At 71.2% G+C, this 16920-nt stretch carries 20 protein-coding genes; 10 read left to right on the top strand and 10 right to left on the bottom strand.

Features of this window, described 5'->3' with window-relative positions; translation table 11 throughout:
* Nucleotides 1-12: 12 nt before the first annotated feature.
* The 10 genes from ccmE to NUG21_RS10245 form a co-directional block, all read right to left on the bottom strand.
* Nucleotides 13-477, bottom strand: coding sequence for a cytochrome c maturation protein CcmE (gene ccmE, locus NUG21_RS10290; protein ID WP_242083432.1), 465 nt, complete (start codon nt 475-477; stop codon nt 13-15).
* Nucleotides 461-673, bottom strand: coding sequence for a heme exporter protein CcmD (ccmD, locus tag NUG21_RS10285; RefSeq protein WP_160947222.1), 213 nt, complete (start codon nt 671-673; stop codon nt 461-463). The genes ccmE and ccmD overlap by 17 nt, the downstream gene beginning before the upstream one ends.
* A complete protein-coding gene (locus NUG21_RS10280; RefSeq protein WP_263393002.1) occupies nt 670-1473 on the bottom strand; it encodes a heme ABC transporter permease in 804 nt (267 codons plus the stop codon). The genes ccmD and NUG21_RS10280 overlap by 4 nt, the downstream gene beginning before the upstream one ends.
* Before the next feature lie 9 nt (nt 1474-1482).
* Complete coding sequence (locus tag NUG21_RS10275; RefSeq protein WP_263393001.1) at nt 1483-2802, bottom strand: S8 family serine peptidase; 1320 nt, start codon at nt 2800-2802, stop codon at nt 1483-1485.
* A complete protein-coding gene (locus tag NUG21_RS10270; RefSeq protein ID WP_160947225.1) occupies nt 2799-3440 on the bottom strand; it encodes a zf-HC2 domain-containing protein in 642 nt (213 codons plus the stop codon). Before NUG21_RS10270 ends, NUG21_RS10275 begins: the two co-directional genes overlap by 4 nt.
* The gene (locus NUG21_RS10265; RefSeq protein ID WP_242083424.1) at nt 3440-4021 is read right to left on the bottom strand and encodes an RNA polymerase sigma factor; all 582 of its coding nucleotides are present in this window, start codon (nt 4019-4021) and stop codon (nt 3440-3442) included. The genes NUG21_RS10270 and NUG21_RS10265 overlap by 1 nt, the downstream gene beginning before the upstream one ends.
* A gap of 63 nt (nt 4022-4084) precedes the next feature.
* On the bottom strand, nt 4085-4774 hold the full coding sequence (locus tag NUG21_RS10260; RefSeq protein WP_263393000.1) for a hypothetical protein: 690 nt from the start codon (nt 4772-4774) through the stop codon (nt 4085-4087).
* 240 nt (nt 4775-5014) lie between these two features.
* The gene (locus NUG21_RS10255) at nt 5015-5410 is read right to left on the bottom strand and encodes a c-type cytochrome (protein WP_263392999.1); all 396 of its coding nucleotides are present in this window, start codon (nt 5408-5410) and stop codon (nt 5015-5017) included.
* A 23-nt stretch (nt 5411-5433) separates the two neighbouring features.
* On the bottom strand, nt 5434-6798 hold the full coding sequence (locus NUG21_RS10250; RefSeq protein WP_242083420.1) for a cytochrome C: 1365 nt from the start codon (nt 6796-6798) through the stop codon (nt 5434-5436).
* A gap of 62 nt (nt 6799-6860) precedes the next feature.
* Complete coding sequence (locus NUG21_RS10245) at nt 6861-7373, bottom strand: cytochrome b (protein WP_317852489.1); 513 nt, start codon at nt 7371-7373, stop codon at nt 6861-6863.
* A 278-nt stretch (nt 7374-7651) separates the two neighbouring features.
* On the opposite strand from NUG21_RS10245, the gene NUG21_RS10240 reads away from it, so the two are divergent.
* From NUG21_RS10240 to NUG21_RS10195, 10 genes are all read left to right on the top strand, one after another.
* Nucleotides 7652-8068 (top strand): sugar 3,4-ketoisomerase, encoded by a 417-nt coding sequence (locus NUG21_RS10240; RefSeq protein ID WP_019798041.1) that lies wholly within the window; start codon nt 7652-7654, stop codon nt 8066-8068.
* 3 nt (nt 8069-8071) lie between these two features.
* Complete coding sequence (locus NUG21_RS10235) at nt 8072-8737, top strand: acetyltransferase (RefSeq protein ID WP_019798042.1); 666 nt, start codon at nt 8072-8074, stop codon at nt 8735-8737.
* 5 nt (nt 8738-8742) lie between these two features.
* On the top strand, nt 8743-9702 hold the full coding sequence (locus tag NUG21_RS10230) for a glycoside hydrolase family protein (protein ID WP_263392997.1): 960 nt from the start codon (nt 8743-8745) through the stop codon (nt 9700-9702).
* On the top strand, nt 9689-10624 hold the full coding sequence (locus NUG21_RS10225; protein WP_263392996.1) for a GNAT family N-acetyltransferase: 936 nt from the start codon (nt 9689-9691) through the stop codon (nt 10622-10624). The genes NUG21_RS10230 and NUG21_RS10225 overlap by 14 nt, the downstream gene beginning before the upstream one ends.
* Nucleotides 10621-11751 carry a DegT/DnrJ/EryC1/StrS family aminotransferase gene (locus tag NUG21_RS10220; protein WP_263392995.1) on the top strand — a complete coding sequence of 377 codons (1131 nt, stop codon included), beginning with the start codon at nt 10621-10623 and terminating at the stop codon, nt 11749-11751. The genes NUG21_RS10225 and NUG21_RS10220 overlap by 4 nt, the downstream gene beginning before the upstream one ends.
* On the top strand, nt 11748-13001 hold the full coding sequence (locus NUG21_RS10215) for an O-antigen translocase (protein WP_263392994.1): 1254 nt from the start codon (nt 11748-11750) through the stop codon (nt 12999-13001). The genes NUG21_RS10220 and NUG21_RS10215 overlap by 4 nt, the downstream gene beginning before the upstream one ends.
* Nucleotides 13001-13942 carry a glycosyltransferase family 2 protein gene (locus tag NUG21_RS10210; protein ID WP_263392993.1) on the top strand — a complete coding sequence of 314 codons (942 nt, stop codon included), beginning with the start codon at nt 13001-13003 and terminating at the stop codon, nt 13940-13942. The genes NUG21_RS10215 and NUG21_RS10210 overlap by 1 nt, the downstream gene beginning before the upstream one ends.
* Nucleotides 13939-15105 carry a hypothetical protein gene (locus tag NUG21_RS10205; RefSeq protein ID WP_263392992.1) on the top strand — a complete coding sequence of 389 codons (1167 nt, stop codon included), beginning with the start codon at nt 13939-13941 and terminating at the stop codon, nt 15103-15105. The genes NUG21_RS10210 and NUG21_RS10205 overlap by 4 nt, the downstream gene beginning before the upstream one ends.
* 11 nt (nt 15106-15116) lie before the next feature.
* Nucleotides 15117-15962, top strand: a complete 846-nt coding sequence (locus tag NUG21_RS10200) for a Wzz/FepE/Etk N-terminal domain-containing protein (protein WP_160947236.1) — start codon at nt 15117-15119, stop codon at nt 15960-15962.
* Between the two features lie 109 nt (nt 15963-16071).
* Nucleotides 16072-16920: a class I SAM-dependent methyltransferase gene (locus NUG21_RS10195; RefSeq protein ID WP_263392991.1), complete on the top strand. Its 849-nt coding sequence runs from the start codon at nt 16072-16074 to the stop codon at nt 16918-16920.

Genomic DNA, 16920 nt, shown 5'->3' with positions numbered 1-16920 from the left:
TCAGACCGTGTGTCATGGCTTGACCGCCGCCGCAGCGCCCGTACCGACGCGATTGGCGTGCGCCTGCGCCATCGCGTCCTTCAGTTCCTGCGGCATGTAGGTCTCGTCGTGCTTGGCCAGCACTTCGGTGGCGACGAAGCGCGCGCCCTGCATCGAGCCGGTGGCGATCACCGCCTGGTTGTCGCGGAACAGGTCGGGCAGGATGCCGGTGTAGGCCACGTCGGTGGCGCCGGCCTTGTCGATCACGGTGAACTGCACCTGCAGCGCATCGGCGCTGCGCCTGATCGAGCCGGCCTTGACCATGCCGCCGAGCCGGAACACCCGGTAGTCCCTGGCCGCGCCGGCCTGCACCTGGCTGGGGGTGAACAGGTAGCTGATGTTGTGCTGCAGGGCCAGCACGAACAGGCTGGTGGCCAGCGCGGCGGCGCCCAGCAACAGCAGCACCAGCAGCAGGCGGCGCCTACGGGTGGGATGCATCGCCAACTCCAGGGGCGACGGCGTTGCCGCGGGCGCGGCGGGCCTGTTCGCGGGCCACTTGCGCGCGGATCCCCGCGAGCAGGCGACGTTGGCGGCGGCGTGGCAGCAGGCTGTCCAGGAGCAGCACGACCAAGGCCAACGCGTACGCACTCCATACGTAGACGGCGTAGCCGCCCATCGCCCAGAACCCGCTCATGCCGCGTGCTCCGCGGGCAGCGCTGCGGTGTCCACGGGCGTCGCCGCCGGCGCTGCCTGCAGCGCGAGCGCACGCACCCAGGCCTTGCCGCGCTCCAGCGCCAGCAAGTCGGTGCGCATGCGCCCGCACAGGCTGGCGACGTAATACAACTTGCTGGCGACCACGCTGGTCAGCAGCGGCCACAGCATCGACAGCGGCATCTTCGACGGGCCGAGCACGCGCACGGTGGAGCCCTGGTGCAGCGTGTTCCACCAGACCACCGAGTAATGCACGATCGGCAGGTTGATCAGCCCGACCAGCGCCAGCAGCGCGGCGGCACGCGCGCCCTGGCGCGGATCGTCGATGGCGCGATGCAGGCCGATCACGCCCAGGTACAGGAACAGCAGCACCAGCTCCGAGGTCAGCCGTGCGTCCCAGGTCCACCAAGTGCCCCACATCGGCCGGCCCCACAGCGAGCCGGTGCACAGGGTGACGAAGGTGAAGGCCGCGCCGATCGGCGCCGACGCCGTGCAGGCGATTTCCGCCAGTTTCACCCGCCACACCAGCGCGACCAGGCCGGCCACGCCCATCGCCGCGTAGACGAACAGGCTCATCCACGCGCAGGGCACGTGCACGAACATGATGCGGTAGGCGTCGTGCTGCTGGTAATCCGGCGGCGCCAGCACCAGCCCGCCGTAGCCGGCCACGGCGCCGAGCAGCACGGCCGCCGCCAGACTCCACGGACGCACCGCGCCGGCGACGCGATAGGCCGTCGGCGGTGCGCCGAGCCGGTGCAACCAGAGCGGGATCCAGGAATGCATGGAGTGCCTTCAGCGGGCGAGGGGAGCGCTGCGCGGCAGCGCCTGCACCGCAGCGGCGGCGTCCACCTGCAGCAGGCCGTCGCGCTGGCGGCTGGTGCGCAGCAGCAGGTCGTGCACGCTGCGCGCGTCCAGTTGCGGCGCCAGCGCCAGCAGCAGCGCGACCACGCCGCTGACGTGGGCCGTGGCCATCGACGAGCCGGAGGTGAAGTCGTAGCCGCCGTTGGGCTGGGTGGTGAGGATGTCCTCGCCCGGCGCGCTGAGCACGCCAGGCGGCGCCGGCGTGGCGGCGCTGCTGCGCACCACGATCACCCCGGGAATGCCGTCGGGAAACCCGTCCAGGCGGCCGTTGGGCGGCATCGCCGCGACCACGATGCGGCCATCGCGCAGCAGGTGTTCCAGCAACTTGCGCAGCAGCGGGTCGGCCGGGCCGCCGAGGCTGAGATTGATGATGCGGGTGCGGGTGTCGCCGATCGCCGCCAGCGCCTTGGCCAGGGTGAAGGAATTGCAGCCGGCGCCGGCGCCGGGCCGCTGCGGATACCAGCAGGCCTTGTAGACGTCGAGCATCGCCTTCGGCGCGATGCCGACGATGCCCAGGTGATTGTTGCTGCCGGCGGCGATGATGCCGGCGACCTCGGTGCCGTGGTGGTCGCGGTTGAACGCGCCCGGATCGGCGGCGACCAGGTCGCGGGTGTTGCGCAGGCGCCCGCGCAGGTCCGGATGGGCGGTGTCCACGCCGGTGTCGACGATCGCCACGTCCACGCCCTGGCCCTGGCTCAGCGCCTGCGCAGTGGCCGCATTGGTGGCGGCGAAGCCGCGCTGCATGTCCACGTAGGGGTCGTTGTAGCGCAGCGGCTGCGCCGGCGCGGCGGCCTGGCTGTCGGCCGAATACGTGCCGAAATCCTGCAGCGGCTGCGACAGCGCCACACGGTCGTCCCTGGCCAATTGCGCCAGCAGCGCGGCACGGTCGCTGCCCGGCGCCGGCTCCAGCACCACGCAGTACAGCCCCAATGCCTTGATCGGCCAGCCGGCCACCTGGCGCAGGCCGTAGCGCTTGTTCAGCGCGTCCAGGGTGGCCACCGCCTGGGTGCCGGCGCCGTAGTAGCGCGCCGAAGCGTAGCCGAGCAGGTTGGAGCCGGCGTGGCGGCTGGGCGCGGCCATCGGGTTGGCCACGGCGAGGACGATCTGGCGCTGGCTGTCCAGCGCCGGCGACGGATCCAGGCCGGGCGCCTTGGCCGCGGCCGCAGGATCGGCGACCGCCGTCGGCGCGGCGTGGGCGCAGGCGCCCAGGCCCAGGCAGGCGACGAGCAGGCTGGCGAGATGCAGCTTCATGGCGCGGCGATCGGCTCCGCCAGGCGGATGCCGGCGGTGGCGCGCAACTGCTGCACGCTGCGCTGCGGCTGCGCCGCCGCGCCAGCCTGGGTCGGCACCACGGTGTAGGCGCCGGCCGCATTGGGGCCGCCGATCACCCGCAGCTGCAGCTTGCGCAGCAGCGCGTCCCAGTCGGCCAGGGTCATGCGCGCATCCGGCACCACCCGGATCGCGTCGGCCGCCAGCGGCTGCGCGGCGTCGCTGAGGGTGCGGTAGGCAGTGCTGCGCTCGTGCTCGGCGGACAGGCGCAGGCCCAGCACGCCCAGGCCGATCGCCTGCAGCAGGGCGGCGGCGACCAGCGCCCGCGTGGTCCAGCTGGCGCGGCGGCGCTGCGGCGGCGCCTGCGGGACCGGTGCGTCCAGGCGCTGCAGCAGGCGCTGCAGCCCGGCCTCGGCGTCCACCGGCACGTCGCTGGGCAGGGTCATGGCCATGCGCAGGCGGCTCTGCTGGGCGAACTCGGCGCTACAGTGCTGGCACTTGGCCAGGTGCGCCACCAGCCACGCGTTTTCTTGTTCCGTGGCGCTGTCCTGCAGCACCCACGGCATCAGTTCCCAGGCGTGCGCGCACTCGTTGCCTGGCTCGTTGAAGCCCGATTTCATCACGCGCTCTCCGTCAGCGTGGACGCGCCGCCGGCCAATCCCGGCAGCACGTTGCGAAGCTTGACCCGGGCATGGAACAGCCGGGCCTTGATGGTGCCCACCGGGCACTGCATGATCGCGGCGACCTCTTCCAGCTTGTGGCCGAGGCCGTAGACCAGTTCCACCACCAGGCGCTGGTCGGCCGACAGGCGCTCCAGGCCCTTGCCCAGCCAGTCGCGCAACTCGCGATCCTCGTCCGGGTCGGCGGCCGCGGCGTGGTCCTCGGCCATCGCCCCGTCGTCGATCGCATCGTCGCTGTGGTGGCGGATCGCCTTGAGCCCGCAGCGGTAGGCGATGCCCATGATCCAGGTCGAGACCTGCGAGTCGCCGCGGAAGTCGCCGGCCTTCTGCCAGACGATCCAGAAGCAATCGTTGATCGCTTCCTCGATGATGTCCGGGCGCCGGGTCAGCCGCGACAGGAACCGGCACAGGCGGCCGTGGTAGGCGCGGTACAGGCGGGCCAGGGCTTCGCGGTCGCTGGCCGCCATGCGCCGGAGCAGCATGCGGTCGGTGGCATCGCCGAGCAGGTCGGTGTCGTTCATGGGGGCAGGTGTGGCAACGGGCACCGGTATGTGCCGGGGCGGCACGGAAAGGTTGCGCTCGACTCAGAAGCTGCGGGAGAGGCTGGCCACCCAGGGCCACAGGCCGCGGTCGGCATAGCCGGTGCGGGCGTTGCTGAACACGCGGTCCACCTCCACGCTCCAGCGCCCGGCGTTCCAGATCAGCCCGGCGTGGCCGTAGCGATAGTGCGCGGTGTACTCCAGTCCGTACAGGGCCGGTGGCGCCTGGCTGACGCCGGCCCCCACCGACAGCGACAGCGGGCCGGCCAGCGGCTGGTGCGCGGTCAGGTCGAGCGCGCCGTACCAGCGCTGCTGCAGGCTGCTGTCGGGCATGCGGAAGGCGGCCAGCGACAGGCTCAGGCGGTCGCGATAGCTCCAGCCCAGGCTGACCTCGTCGCGGTTGAACACGCGGTTGGCGCGCGACCCAGGGTAGCGGTACAGCAGCGCCTCGGCCTGCAGTTGCCAGCTGTCGGACAGGGTCCAGCTGCGCGACAGGCCGACGCTGCCCATCAGCACCTTGCCCGGCGCATCCAGCGCCACGCTGGCCGCGCCGCTCAGCGACCAGCCCGGCGCCGGCAACCAGAACAGCGCGCCCTGCAGGGTCGGGGTGCTGCGGGTCACGGCGATGCCGCGGTCGACCAGTTGCGAGCTGATCCCGGCGGCGCCGCCGACATCGCCGGCCGTGGCGACCGGGGCGTGCAGCGCGGCGAGCGCCAGGCCCACCGCCAGTGCCACGCCGGCACCTGCGCGCCGTGACCGCCGGCCCGCGCCGGCGGTCCCGCCGATGCGGGCGCTCAGCATGCGCGGCCCGCTCCGCTCCGCGGCGCAGGGAGGCGGCGGGAGGCAGGGGCGATGCGCCGAGGGCGGCAGGGCAAACGCACGGTGGCTTAAGGCTCGCAGGTCAGGAATCGGGGACGGGCGCGGCGCGATGGCCGGCCCGTCGGGCGCCGAATATGACCGGATCGGGCAGCCAGTTCAATGCAGGCTGTGCAGGTAGGCGATCAGGTCCTGCAACTGCTTGGCATCGTCCAGACCGTCGTACTTCATCTTGCCGCCGGGCAGGGCCTTGGACGCCGGCTGCGACAGGTAGCTGCGCAGCGTGTCGTCGCTCCAGGTCCACTGGCTCTGCTTCATCGCGTCGGAATAGGCGTAGTCGGGCACGCTGCCGGCGCGGCGCCCGACCACGCCGAACAGGGTCGGGCCTTTCTTGTTCTTGGCCGGCGCGGCGCTGTGGCATTCGGCGCATTCGCTCGCGAACACGCCGGCGCCGGGCGCGCCGCCGGCGGCATGCGCGGACGGCGCCACCGCGGCGGCCAGCGGCAGCAGGCCGGCGAGCAGGGTGCACAGGGGCAGGGCATTGGTGCGTTTCATGGGGGAAGCTCCATGCGGGGGAATCAAAAGGCCAGGCTCAGGCTCAGCGCGAACTGGTTGAGGTCGCGCGGGCGGGTGACCGGGGTGGCACCGAACACGTTGCCGGTGCTGCCGTTGAACTTGCTGAAACGGAACCAGGTCGCGGACAGGCGCAGGTTGGAGATCGACGAAACGCTGTCGTCCTTGCCGAACGGCGCCCACGAGGCGCTGATCAGGTTGCTGGTGGTGTCCGGCGCGCCGTACGGGCGGTAGCGGAACGGATCGTCCGAACCGGTGTTGATGAAGTGCGCCAACAGCAGGCTGTAGCTCTGCTTGTAGGTGTAGTTGAGGCTGATCGACTGGTCGCGCACGTTGGCCCGGCGCGGGCCGGCCACGGCCGGATTGGTCGGGTCGATCAGCGCGCTGCCGTAGCGGCGGCGCTCGTAGATGTTGAGGTAGCCGAGCTTGAGGATGTGCTCGCGGGTGCCCAGGAACTGGTAGTTGAGGTCGTAGCCGAGATCGGTGAAGTCGTCGCGCGGACCGGTGCTGCGCGGCAGCTGCCGGCGCGTGGTCAGCGCGACTACGCCGGCGGAGAAGAACTGCCGCTTGAGGTCCTTCATGTAGCTCAGGCGCAGGTAGCCGGTGTCGCTGAGCTTGCCCGGATCGCCGCCGACGGCGTAGCCCAGATCGTCCTGGGTCGACACCGGCAGCGCGGTGTAGGTGCCGAGTTCGCCATACCAGTTGCGGTCGTACAGGCCGTAGACGCTGGCGCCGATCACCCGGTTGGACAGCGACGACTGGTTGAGCAGGGTGGTCGAACTGGCATAGGCCGAGGCCGGACCCAGGCCGGAGGCGTTGGGCAGCATGCCGATCGGATCCTGGCTGCCGGGATTGTTGTTGACGCTGACGCCGAGCAGGGTGTCCTTGCCGCCGAGCTGGAAGCGCTTGAACACCGCGCGCAGGTCCACGTTGTCCAGGCGCGTGGTGTAGTCGTTCTTGCCGTTGTTGCTGGTGGCGACCTTGACGTAGCCGCCGACGTTGTCGGTGATGCGCCCGGCCAGGTACAGGTCGGCCTCGCTGAAGCGGGTGCGGCTCTCGCCGCGCGCCGGCACGCTGCGGTTGGCGGTGAGCTGGGCGGAGGCCGGGATCTTGGTGCCGTTGCCGTCGCTGTCGGTATAGCCGCCGAGCTTGAAGCGCATGCCGTACGGGGTCAGCGCCGGGCCGTAGGCGCCGATGTGGCAGTCGGCGCAGGACGAGCCGGTCTGCCGTGCGAACGCCGGCACCGCGGCGGCGCGCGGGCTCAGCACCAGCAGCAGCGAGCCCAGCGCCGACCACAGCAGCGCCTGCTCGGCGCCGCGCGTCCTGTCGCTGCGGGAGAAGGTGGAGGGGGACGACGGGGCCTGGTGCATGCGGAAAGTCCTTTGGCGGGTGGGTGCGGCGACGGACGGAAGCGGGGGAGGGGCGAATCGACTCAGCGGCGGCGCAGGAACGGCAGCATCCGTTGCAGCACGGCGTCGCGGCGCACGAGGTGGTGCCACAGCGCCGCGCCGATGTGCAGCACGATCAGGCCCAGCAGCAACCAGGCCGCGTCCACGTGCCAGGCGCCCAAGGTGTCGGCGAGATCGGGATCGGGCGCGACCAGCTCCGGCAGGGTGGCGCCGAACAGATGCACCGGCTTGCCCATCGACTGGCTCAGTGCCCAGCCCAGCACCGGCAGGGTCAGCAGCAGTGCGTACATCACCACGTGGGTGGCGCCGGCCAGCAAGCGCATCAGCGCCGAGCCGGCGTCCGCGTCGTGGCGCTTGCCCAGGCGCATCCGCAACACGACCCGCACGCAGAACAGGCCGAGCACGAACAGGCCGAAGTGGCGGTGGCCTTCCAGCAGCCACTGTCGCCACATGCGGCCTTCGACTTCCTCGCGCAGCAGGATCAACCCCGCCGCCAGCACCAGGCACAGCACGGTGAGCCAGTGCAGCCAGACCATCGGCCGCGGCAACGCCGCCGACGCGGCAGCGGGGGAAACGGGCGGTGTCGGCGCGGCCGGCGTGGGGGAGGTCATGGCGGTACGCGGTGTCCTTGGAGGCGACGAGGGGGCCCGCGGCGCGATGCGGCTCGGCATCGCGGCAGCGGTGGTCGTCGATGGGTGCCGGCCCTGCGGCGAAAGGTTGCGTCGCCGGTGCGCGTCGCGAGTGCGCAACCTTTCCGCGGACGCGCGGCACTCAGCCTGGACGCTCCGATGCGGAGCCCGGGTCGGGCACTCTGATGGCAATCGAACGAATCCAGTTGCGGACGCACGGCGACGCGCGCGGCCAGCTCGTGGCGCTGGAACAACAGCGCGACGTACCTTTCGACATCCGCCGCGTGTACTACCTGTTCGCCACCCGCAACGGCGTACACCGCGGCCAGCATGCGCATCGCCATCTCAACCAACTGGCGGTGGCGTTGCATGGGTCGGTGTCGTTCCTGCTCGACGACGGCAGCGGCCCGGTGCAGGTGGTGCTGGACGACCCGCGGCAGGGCCTGCTGCTGGGCAGCATGGTCTGGCGCGATCTGTACGACTTCAGCGAGGACTGCGTGCTGATGGTGCTCGCCGACCAGGCCTACGACCCGGCCGACTACATCTTCGACTACGACGAGTTCCTACGCGAAGCCGCGGGCGTGCGCCGGCAGGAGGCCTAGGCCATGGCGCGTCCCCTGGTCATCGTCGGCGCCGGCGAACTGGCGCAGATCGCCTGCGAATACTTCACCCACGACAGCAACTACGAAGTGCTGGCCTTCAGCGTGGAGCGCGACTACCTGGCCACGCCGACCCTGGCCGGTCTGCCGGTGGTGGCCTACGAGGCGCTCGAGCAGCGCTATCCGCCGTCGCAGGTGGACGTGTTCGTGGCGATTCCGGCCAGCGGCCTCAACCGGCTGCGCACGCGCTTCTACCTGGACGCCAAGCGTCGCGGCTACCGCATGGCCAGCTACGTCAGCTCGCAGGCGTTCGTGTGGCGCAACGTGGAACTGGGCGAGCACTGCTTCGTGTTCGAGCACAACGTGCTGCAGCCGTTCACCCGCATCGGCGCCAACTGCATCCTGTGGAGCGGCAACCACGTCGGCCACCGCACGGTCCTCCACGACCATGTGTTCCTGGCTTCGCATGCGGTGATTTCGGGCTACTGCGAGATCGGCGCGAGCAGCTTCGTCGGGGTCAATGCCACGCTCAGCGACCGGGTCAAGGTCGCCGCCGACAACGTGATCGGCGCCGGTGCGCTGCTGACCCGCGACACCGAGCCCGGACGCATCTACGTCGGTGCGCCGGCGCGGGCGGTGGCCGGCAAGTCCAGCTTCGACGTGGACCTGTGAGGCGCATGTTCGCCTGGCACAAACGCGGCCTGGTGTTCGACACCGCACGCGACGGCGTCGGCGGCTGGATGCGACACTCGGCGCTGACGCCGACGCCGCTGCGCCTGGATGCCGAGCGCCTGCGCATCTACGCCGGCTTCCGCGACCATGCCGGGATCAGCCGCATCGGCTATGTCGACGTGCGCGCCGACGATCCGACCCGGGTGCTCGGCGTCAGCGCCGCACCGGTGCTCGACATCGGCCGCGCCGGCTGTTTCGACGACAACGGCATGATCCTCGGCGATGTGGTGCACGGGCCGGACGGCCTGTACATGTTCTATGTCGGCTTCCAGCAGGTGGCGCGGGCCAAGTTCCTGGCCTTTACCGGCCTGGCGGTGTCCAGCGACGGCGGCGACACCTTCCAGCGCCGCCAGGACACGCCGCTGCTGGACCGCGCGCCCGGCCGCAGCACCATCGCCGCGGTACACTCGGCGCGGTATCGCGATGGCCGCTGGCGGCTGTGGTACGCGGTCGGCGACGACTGGGAATGGATCGGCGGCACGCCGTACCCGCGCTACCACATCCGCTGCGTGGAAACCGACGACCTGCAGGCGATTCCACGGCAGGACACGCTTTGCCTGCAGCCGCAGGGCGACGAGTACCGCATCGGCCGCCCGCGGGTGTACCGGTACGATGGCCGCCATGTGATGCTCTTCACCCACGGCAGCCGCGACGGTGCCTATCTGCCGGGCATGGCGGTCAGCGACGACGGCCGCCACTGGCAGCGCTGCGACGCCGCGTTGGGCCTGCCGCTGTCGGCCAACGGCTGGGACGCACGCACGCTGTGCTACCCGGCACTGATCCGCCATGGCGGGCGCCTGCTGCTGTTCTACAACGGCAACGACATGGGTCGCGATGGCTTCGGCGTGGCCGAAGCGGTGCTGCCCGCCGGCATGGTCTGGGAGGACGCCGATGCTGTCGGTTAGGCCCTACACCGCGGCCGATGCGCCGACGTGGGATGCCGTGGTGGCGGCCTCGCGCAATGGCAATCTGCTGCATCGACGCGGCTACATGGATTACCACGCGACGCGCTTCGTCGACGCCTCCTTGCTGGTCGAGCACGCCGGCACGCCGGTGGCGGTGTTCCCGGCCAACCGCGAGGGCGATGCCGTGGCCAGCCATGCCGGTCTCAGCTATGCCGGCTTGCTGTCGACCCATGCGCTGCGCGCGACGGCGACGCTGGAGGCACTCGAGCGCATCGCGGCGCACTATCGCGACGCCGGCGTGCGCACGCTGCTGTACAAGGCAGTGCCGCATCTGTTCCACCGTAGCCCCGCGGAAGAGGACCTGTACGCGCTGCACCGGCTCGGCGCGCGCCTGCAGCGCCGCGACCTGTCTTCGGCGGTGCCGCTACGCCAACCGCCGCGCATGGCTGCCGCGCGCAAGCGGTCGGTGGCCAAGGCGCGCCGCGCCGGGCTGCGCGTGCAGCGCGTGGACGACCCGGCGCCGCTGCACGCGCTGCTGGGCGAAGTGCTGCAACGCCACGATGCGCGTCCGACCCACAGCCTGGAGGAACTGCGCCTGCTGTGCGCACGCTTCCCGGCGCAGATCGTGCCCTACGAAGTCCGCGACGGCGCGGAGCTGCTGGCCGGCACGCTGGTGTACGACTTCGGCCACGTTGTCCACACCCAATACCTGGCCTGTTCGGAACAGGGCCGCCGCGCCGATGCGCTGAGCCTGCTGCTGGCCGAGCTGATCGAGCAGGTCTACGCGCAGCGCGACGTCCTCAGCCTGGGCATCTCCACCGAGCAGCAGGGCCAGGTGCTCAACGCCGGCCTGGTCGAGCAGAAGGAACGGTTCGGGGCGCGCGCCGTGGTGCACGATTTCTACCGCTGGGAGTTGCAATGAGCCTGCCGCCGGCCAGCGTGCCGTTCCTCGACCTGCGCGCCAGCAACGCGCGCTACGCCGACGAGCTGAAGGCCGCGGCGGCGCGGGTGATCGATTCCGGCTGGTACGTGCTGGGCGAGGAACTGGAGGCCTTCGAGCGCGAGTTCGCCGCCTACTGCGGCACCGCCCACGCCATCGGCGTCGGCAACGGCATGGACGCGCTGACCCTGATCCTGCGCGGCTACCGTGCGCTGGGCCGGCTGCGCGACGGCGACGAGGTGCTGGTGCCGGGCAATACCTTCATCGCCAGCTTGCTGGCGATCAGCGAGAACCGGCTGCGGCCGGTGCAGCTGGAACCGGAGGCAGCCAGCTTCAATCTGGACCCGGCGCAGGTGGAACGGGCGATCGGCCCGCGCACGAAGGCAATCCTGGCGGTGCACCTGTACGGGCAGCTGGCCGACATGGCCGCGCTGCGCAGCATCGCCGAGCGGCATGACCTGCTGCTGCTCGAGGACGCGGCGCAGGCGCACGGCGCGCGTCGCGACGGCCGTCACGCCGGCAGTTTCGGCGATGCCGCCGGCTTCAGCTTCTTTCCCGGCAAGAACCTGGGCGCGCTCGGCGACGGCGGCGCGGTGACCACCGACGACGACGCGCTCGCGGCGCAGATCCGGGTGCTGCGCAACTACGGCTCGGACATCAAGTACCGGCATCTGCTGCAGGGTGTGAACTCGCGCCTGGACGAGCTGCAGGCGGCGTTGTTGCGGGTCAAGCTGCACCATCTGGATGCCGACATCGCCGCGCGCCGCGCGATCGCCCAGCGCTACCTCGACGGCATCGCGCATCCGCGGATCGCGTTGCCGCAGGTGGCCGACCCGGCCGCGCATGCCTGGCACCTGTTCGTGGTGCGCTGTGCGCAGCGCGATGCGCTGCAACAGCACCTGCAGGCGCACGGCGTGCACTGCCTGGTGCATTACCCGACACCGCCGCACCGGCAGCCGGCCTATCCGGAACTGGCCGCGCTGCAGCTGCCGCTGTGCGAGCAGTTGGCGGCCGAAGTGCTCAGCCTGCCGATCGGTCCCACCCTGGACGATGCGGCGGTGGCGCAGGTGATCGACGCATGCCAGCGTTTCGGCGGCGGGGCGGCATGAACGTGCTGCGCAGCGGCGTGTACAGCGGCGTGGCCACCGCGGCCAAGCTGCTGGCCGCGTTGCTGGTACTCAAGCTGGTGGCGGTGTACGCCGGCCCGGCCGGGGTCGCCCGGCTCGGCCAGTTCACCAGCCTGATGTCGTTGCTGGCGGTCGTGGCTGGCGGCGGCATCGGCGCCGGCGTGGTCAAGTACGTGGCCGAGTACCGCGACGATGCGCCGGCGCTGGCCCGGCTGCTCGGCAGCGCACTGGGCTATGCCTGCGTCGCGGCCTGCGCGATGGGCGTGGCCGCGCTGCTGTGCAGCCGCCTGATCGCCGATCGCCTGCTCGGCGACGCGCAGTACCAGCCACTGATCTGCGTGCTGGCGGTGGCGCAACTCGGCATCGCCCTGGCCAACTACATCCTGGCGGTGGTCAACGGCTTCATGGACGTACGCCGGCTGGCCTTCATCCAGGTCGTGGGCGCGGTGCTGAGCGTGCTGCTGGTGGCCGCGCTGGCGTACGGCATGGGCCTGCACGGGGCGTTGCTCGGCCTGGTGCTGGGGCAGGTGGCCTGGCTGTGCACCGGGTTGCCCGCACTGCGGCGCAGCCCGTACTTCCGCCGCGAGATGCTGCGCATCCGCTTCGATCCCGCAATGGTACGACGGCTGGCCGCCTTCTCGACGATGACCCTGGCCTCGGCACTGCTGCCGCTGCTGGTCAACATCGGCGTGCGCGACCACCTGGCCGGCCAGTTCGGCTGGCAGCAGGTCGGCTATTGGCAGGCGGTGAGCCGCGTCTCCGATGCCTATCTGCTGTTCTTCACCACCGCCATCAATGTCTACTACCTGCCCAAGCTGGCGGCGCTGCAGACGCGTGGCGCGCTGCTGCAGGAACTGCGCGGCGCCTACCGCTACGTGCTGCCGGCGGTGATCGTGGCTGCGGCGGCGGTGTACCTGTGCCGCGGCTGGATCACCCGGTTGCTGTTCTCGCCCGATTTCGCCGCCGCGCTGCCGCTGTACGCGCCGCAACTGCTCGGCGACGTGCTCAAGATCGCCTCCTTCGTGCTGTCCTACCTGATGCTGGCCAAGGCGATGACCCGGCTGTTCGTGCTCTCCGAATGCCTGTTCGCGGCCAGCTACCTGGGCCTGGTGGTGCTGTTCACCGCGCACATGGGCCTGATCGGCGCGGCCTACGCGTTCGCCTGCAACTACGCGCTGTACCTGGCGTTCAACGTGCTGGTGGTGCGCCGCTACCTGCGAGGACTGGGCTGATGGACGTACCGCACACGCCGCCGACGCTGCCACTGGTGTCGATCCTGATCCCGGCCTACAACCACGCGCGCTTCGTGCAGCGCTGCCTGGACAGCGTGCTGGAGGATCCGTACCCGAACAAGGAGTTGGTGATCGTCGACGACGGCTCCAGCGACGGCACCGCCGACTGCATCGCCGCGTGGATCGCGCAGCATGGCGACACGCTGCACGTGCGCTTCTGGCCGCGCGAGAACCTCGGCATCGCCGCCACCCTCAACCACCTGGTGGCGATGGCCCGCGGCGAGTTCCTGCGTCTGGGCGCCAGCGACGACTATCTGCTGCCGGGCGGATTGGGCGTGCAGGTGGCGTATCTGGGCGCGCATCCGCACAAGGCGGCGGTGATCGGCGATGCCATCGTGGTCGACGCGCAGGATCGCACCGTGCACCAGAGCAGCATGCGCGACCTGCACGGCGTGGACAAACGCCTGTACCTGAGCGAGGCCGGCATCCGCCGCGCGGTGATCCGCCACTGGGCGGTGAGCGGGGCCGTGGCGCTGGTCCGGCGCAGAGCGCTGCAGCCGGGCGCGGCCTGGGACGAAGGCCTGCGCATCGAGGACTGGGATTTCTTCCTGCGCCTGGTCGCGCGAGACGCCCTGGGCTTCCTGGACGTGGCGGTGTGCGCCTACCGCGTGCACGACCACAACGCCAGCCGCACCCGGCACCTGCCCAGCCGCCTGGCCAACCTGGCCGAGTCGCGGCAGGTCGCGCTGCGCCGCGCGCGCTTGTTCGATCCGGCCTGCCGTACCTTGCTGCACGCGCAGGCGCACTACATCGCCGCCAAGATCGCGTTCCTGCGGCGCAGCCCGCTGGCGCTGGGCGGGCACTTGCTGGCGCATGCGTGGCTGTCGCTGTTGGCGCGGCTGCACCAGGGCGGCCGGCCGGCGCTGGCCGAACGCGCATGAAGCGGCTGCTGCGCCTGCCGTCGGCCTACTTCGGCCTGCCGCTGCTGCTGAGCTGCGCGCTGACCCTGCTGACGTTCGATCTGCCGCCGGGCTATCTCGCCGGCATCGCGCTGCTGGCCGCCGTGGCGCTGGCGACGTTGGCGCTGGATGCGCTGCTCGGCATCCGCCTGCCGCCGCTGGCGGCGTTCCGGGCGCGCGAGTACGCCGGCACCCGCGAGGCCTTCGTCGCGCTCGGCCTGGCTGCCGCAGTCGGGCTGTTCTGCCTGCTGGACCTGCTGCTGTTCCCGATCCCGTTGCTGCACGACCCCTCGGCTTACGCCGACCTGAGCCCGCTGCAGGCGCACGTGCGGCATGTGTCGAACATGTGCTGGATCCTGCCGCCGATCGGCCTGCTGTGCGTGCGCGCGCGCAGCGTGCGCAACGCGCTGCTGCTGGCCGGTTTCGCCTTCCCGGTGCTGGTGATCGACCGCAACCGGCTGTTCGCGGCGGTGTTCAGTGTCGGCCTGTTGCTGTTGCTGCGCCGCGAGCCGGCGCGGCCGCTGCCGTGGAAGCGGGTGCTGGCGCTGCTGTGCGCCGCCGCCGCCGCGTTCTCGCTGCTGGGCACGCTGCGCTCCGGCTCGCTGGACTCGGTGGCGCTGCCGTTCGGCGCGCTGTACCGGGCCGCGCCGCAGGGCATCAAGTGGCTGCTGCTGTACATCGGCGCCGGCCCGTACAACTTCGGCGCGCTGCTCAGCAAGGGCTACGCCAACGCCAGTTTCCTGGTCAATCAGCTGGTGCCGCTGAGCGGTTCCATCGCCACCGCCGGCACCGGCATCCCGCTGGATGCGCCGAACATCAATGTCGGCACCGAGTTCCTGCCGTTCCTGCTGGCGGGCGGCCCCGGCGCCGCGCTGGCGGCGATGCTGGCCCTGTACGCGGCGCTGCTATGGAGCGTGCGCCTGCTTGGCCGCGGTGTGGCGCTGTTCAACCTGCTGGTGTTCCTGCGCATCGCCTACGCCTGCGTGATGTCGTCGTTCGCGCCGCAGGCCTTCACCTGGACCAATGCTGGCTTCGTCGCGCTGTGCCTGCTGCTGCATGCCTGCAGCGCCTTGCTGCCGAACCGCCGCTGCGCCGTACCGGCCGCGGGCCTGCCTTCCGTTTCCCCGAGATCCCCGCTGCCATGACCGACACCGCCATGCCCCAAGACGAAATCTACCTGATCGACCTGTGGCGGATCCTGCGACGGGAATGGCGCTGGTGCCTGCTGCCTCTGCTGCTGGCCCTGGCGCTGGCGGCACTGTTCCTGCACGGCGCAACCCGCCAGTGGCAGGCCACCGCCTGGGTGCAGGTCGGCGAGTTCGGCCCGACCCCGTCCGGGCGCGACCCCAAGCTGGAGCCGTTCCAGCGGGTGATCGACCGGATCAAGACGCGGCTGTTCCAGGACCAGGTGCTGCACAGCGCCGGCGTCGCGCCGGACAGCCGCCAGGCTGCGCTGTACCGCGACAGCCTCAAGCTGGACCCGGACCCGTACGCCAACCTGATCCAGCTGACCCTGCGCGCCGAATCGCCGCAGCAGGCGCGGCAACTCGCCGCGGCCACCATCGCACAGCTGCAGGCGCTGCACCGGCGCATCCAGGCCGGGCCGCTGCAGCAGGCCACTGCGCGGTTGCAGGAACTGGCCGCGGACATCGCCGCCACCCAGGCCGAGCGCGAGCGCCTGCTGCAGCAGCAGCGCGATGGCCGCGGCAGCGTCGAGCAGCAATTGCTCGGCAACATGCTGCTGTCGGAGAAGACCACCACGCTGCGCGGCCTCAAGGCCGAGCGCGAGGATCTGCTCGGCCGGCTCGGCGCCCGCTACACCTACGACACCTCGGCGCCCTGGCAGACCTACGTGCCGCCGCGCGCGGCGTTCCCCAATCCGGTGCTGGTGCTGGCGGCGGCCCTGCTGGCCGGGCTCGGCGGCGGCGTGCTGGCCGCGGTGGCGCGCAACGCACTGCGCCGGCGCCAGGCGCGGCCTTCACGGGCGCACGCCGTCGCATGACGGCAGCCCGCCGATTCAACCAAACGGCACGACCGACGCACCTACCTGCACCACCACGCGATGGGTTCGCGTGGATTCCGACAAGGGCAGGGCAGTGGAGACAGGGCAGGTGACAGCGAATGGCAAGGCGGGCGCCGCGGCGCACACGACCACTCTGGACCCGGTGCGGTTGCTGGATACGCAGCGCGCCTTCGACAGCGTGGCCGCCGACTACGATGGCCCGCGCGGCAACAACGCGCTGATCCAGCGCATGCGCAAGACCCTGTGGGACACGGTGGGCACGCAGTTGCCGGTCGGCTCGCGCCTGGTCGACCTGGGTTGCGGCACCGGTCTGGACGCGCATGCCTTCGCCCAGCGCGGCTACCGCGTGCTGGCCACCGACTGGTCGCCGCAGATGGTGGAACGCACCCGTGGCCGCGCCCAGGATGCGAGCCTGCATGGGCGGCTCAGCGTGGCCCATGTCGGCATCCAGCAGTTGGACCTGCTCGACGGCGAGTTCGACGGCATGTACTCCAACTTCGGCCCGCTCAACTGCGCGCCGGACCTGCCCGAGGTCGCCGGCCACTGCGCTCGGCTGCTGCGTCGCGACGGCCGCCTGGTGTTTTCGGTGATCGGCCGGCTGTGTCCGTGGGAGCTGGGCCACTATCTGCTGCGCGGGCGGCTGCGCCGTGCCGCCGTCCGCGCCGCGCGTGGCGCCACCGCGGTGGGCATGAACGGCCACACGATCTGGACCTGGTACTACCTGCCACGCGAGTTCTACCGCGCATTCGCGCCGCACTTCGCGCTGGAGTCGTACCGCGCGCTCAGCCTGTGCCTGCCGCCACCGTACCTGGTCGACCACTACCAGCGGCACCCGCGCCTGGGCGAGGCGCTGGGCCGTCTGGACGACCGCATCGGCGGCTGGCCGCTGCTGCGCGACATGGGAGATCACTTCCTGATCGTGATGCGCAAGCGCTGA

Origin of the sequence: Xanthomonas sp. CFBP 8445 (genome assembly GCF_025666235.1) — a bacterium.
In the GTDB taxonomy this organism is placed as follows: domain Bacteria; phylum Pseudomonadota; class Gammaproteobacteria; order Xanthomonadales; family Xanthomonadaceae; genus Xanthomonas_A; species Xanthomonas_A indica.
The sequence above is the reverse complement of the archived record's forward strand: the minus strand, read 5'-3'. Positions and strand labels throughout refer to the sequence as shown.

Coding starts and splice junctions, on each gene's coding strand:
- NUG21_RS10275 (WP_263393001.1), bottom strand. CDS start 2,802: ATGAAGCTGCATCTCGCCAGCCTGCTCGTCGCCTGCCTGGGCCTGGGC.
- NUG21_RS10250 (WP_242083420.1), bottom strand. CDS start 6,798: ATGCACCAGGCCCCGTCGTCCCCCTCCACCTTCTCCCGCAGCGACAGG.
- NUG21_RS10265 (WP_242083424.1), bottom strand. CDS start 4,021: ATGAACGACACCGACCTGCTCGGCGATGCCACCGACCGCATGCTGCTC.
- NUG21_RS10220 (WP_263392995.1), top strand. CDS start 10,621: ATGAGCCTGCCGCCGGCCAGCGTGCCGTTCCTCGACCTGCGCGCCAGC.
- NUG21_RS10200 (WP_160947236.1), top strand. CDS start 15,117: ATGCCCCAAGACGAAATCTACCTGATCGACCTGTGGCGGATCCTGCGA.
- NUG21_RS10235 (WP_019798042.1), top strand. CDS start 8,072: ATGGCGCGTCCCCTGGTCATCGTCGGCGCCGGCGAACTGGCGCAGATC.
- NUG21_RS10215 (WP_263392994.1), top strand. CDS start 11,748: ATGAACGTGCTGCGCAGCGGCGTGTACAGCGGCGTGGCCACCGCGGCC.
- NUG21_RS10270 (WP_160947225.1), bottom strand. CDS start 3,440: ATGAAATCGGGCTTCAACGAGCCAGGCAACGAGTGCGCGCACGCCTGG.
- NUG21_RS10245 (WP_317852489.1), bottom strand. CDS start 7,373: ATGGTCTGGCTGCACTGGCTCACCGTGCTGTGCCTGGTGCTGGCGGCG.
- NUG21_RS10240 (WP_019798041.1), top strand. CDS start 7,652: ATGGCAATCGAACGAATCCAGTTGCGGACGCACGGCGACGCGCGCGGC.
- ccmE (WP_242083432.1), bottom strand. CDS start 477: ATGCATCCCACCCGTAGGCGCCGCCTGCTGCTGGTGCTGCTGTTGCTG.
- ccmD (WP_160947222.1), bottom strand. CDS start 673: ATGAGCGGGTTCTGGGCGATGGGCGGCTACGCCGTCTACGTATGGAGT.
- NUG21_RS10230 (WP_263392997.1), top strand. CDS start 8,743: ATGTTCGCCTGGCACAAACGCGGCCTGGTGTTCGACACCGCACGCGAC.
- NUG21_RS10255 (WP_263392999.1), bottom strand. CDS start 5,410: ATGAAACGCACCAATGCCCTGCCCCTGTGCACCCTGCTCGCCGGCCTG.
- NUG21_RS10280 (WP_263393002.1), bottom strand. CDS start 1,473: ATGCATTCCTGGATCCCGCTCTGGTTGCACCGGCTCGGCGCACCGCCG.
- NUG21_RS10225 (WP_263392996.1), top strand. CDS start 9,689: ATGCTGTCGGTTAGGCCCTACACCGCGGCCGATGCGCCGACGTGGGAT.
- NUG21_RS10210 (WP_263392993.1), top strand. CDS start 13,001: ATGGACGTACCGCACACGCCGCCGACGCTGCCACTGGTGTCGATCCTG.
- NUG21_RS10205 (WP_263392992.1), top strand. CDS start 13,939: ATGAAGCGGCTGCTGCGCCTGCCGTCGGCCTACTTCGGCCTGCCGCTG.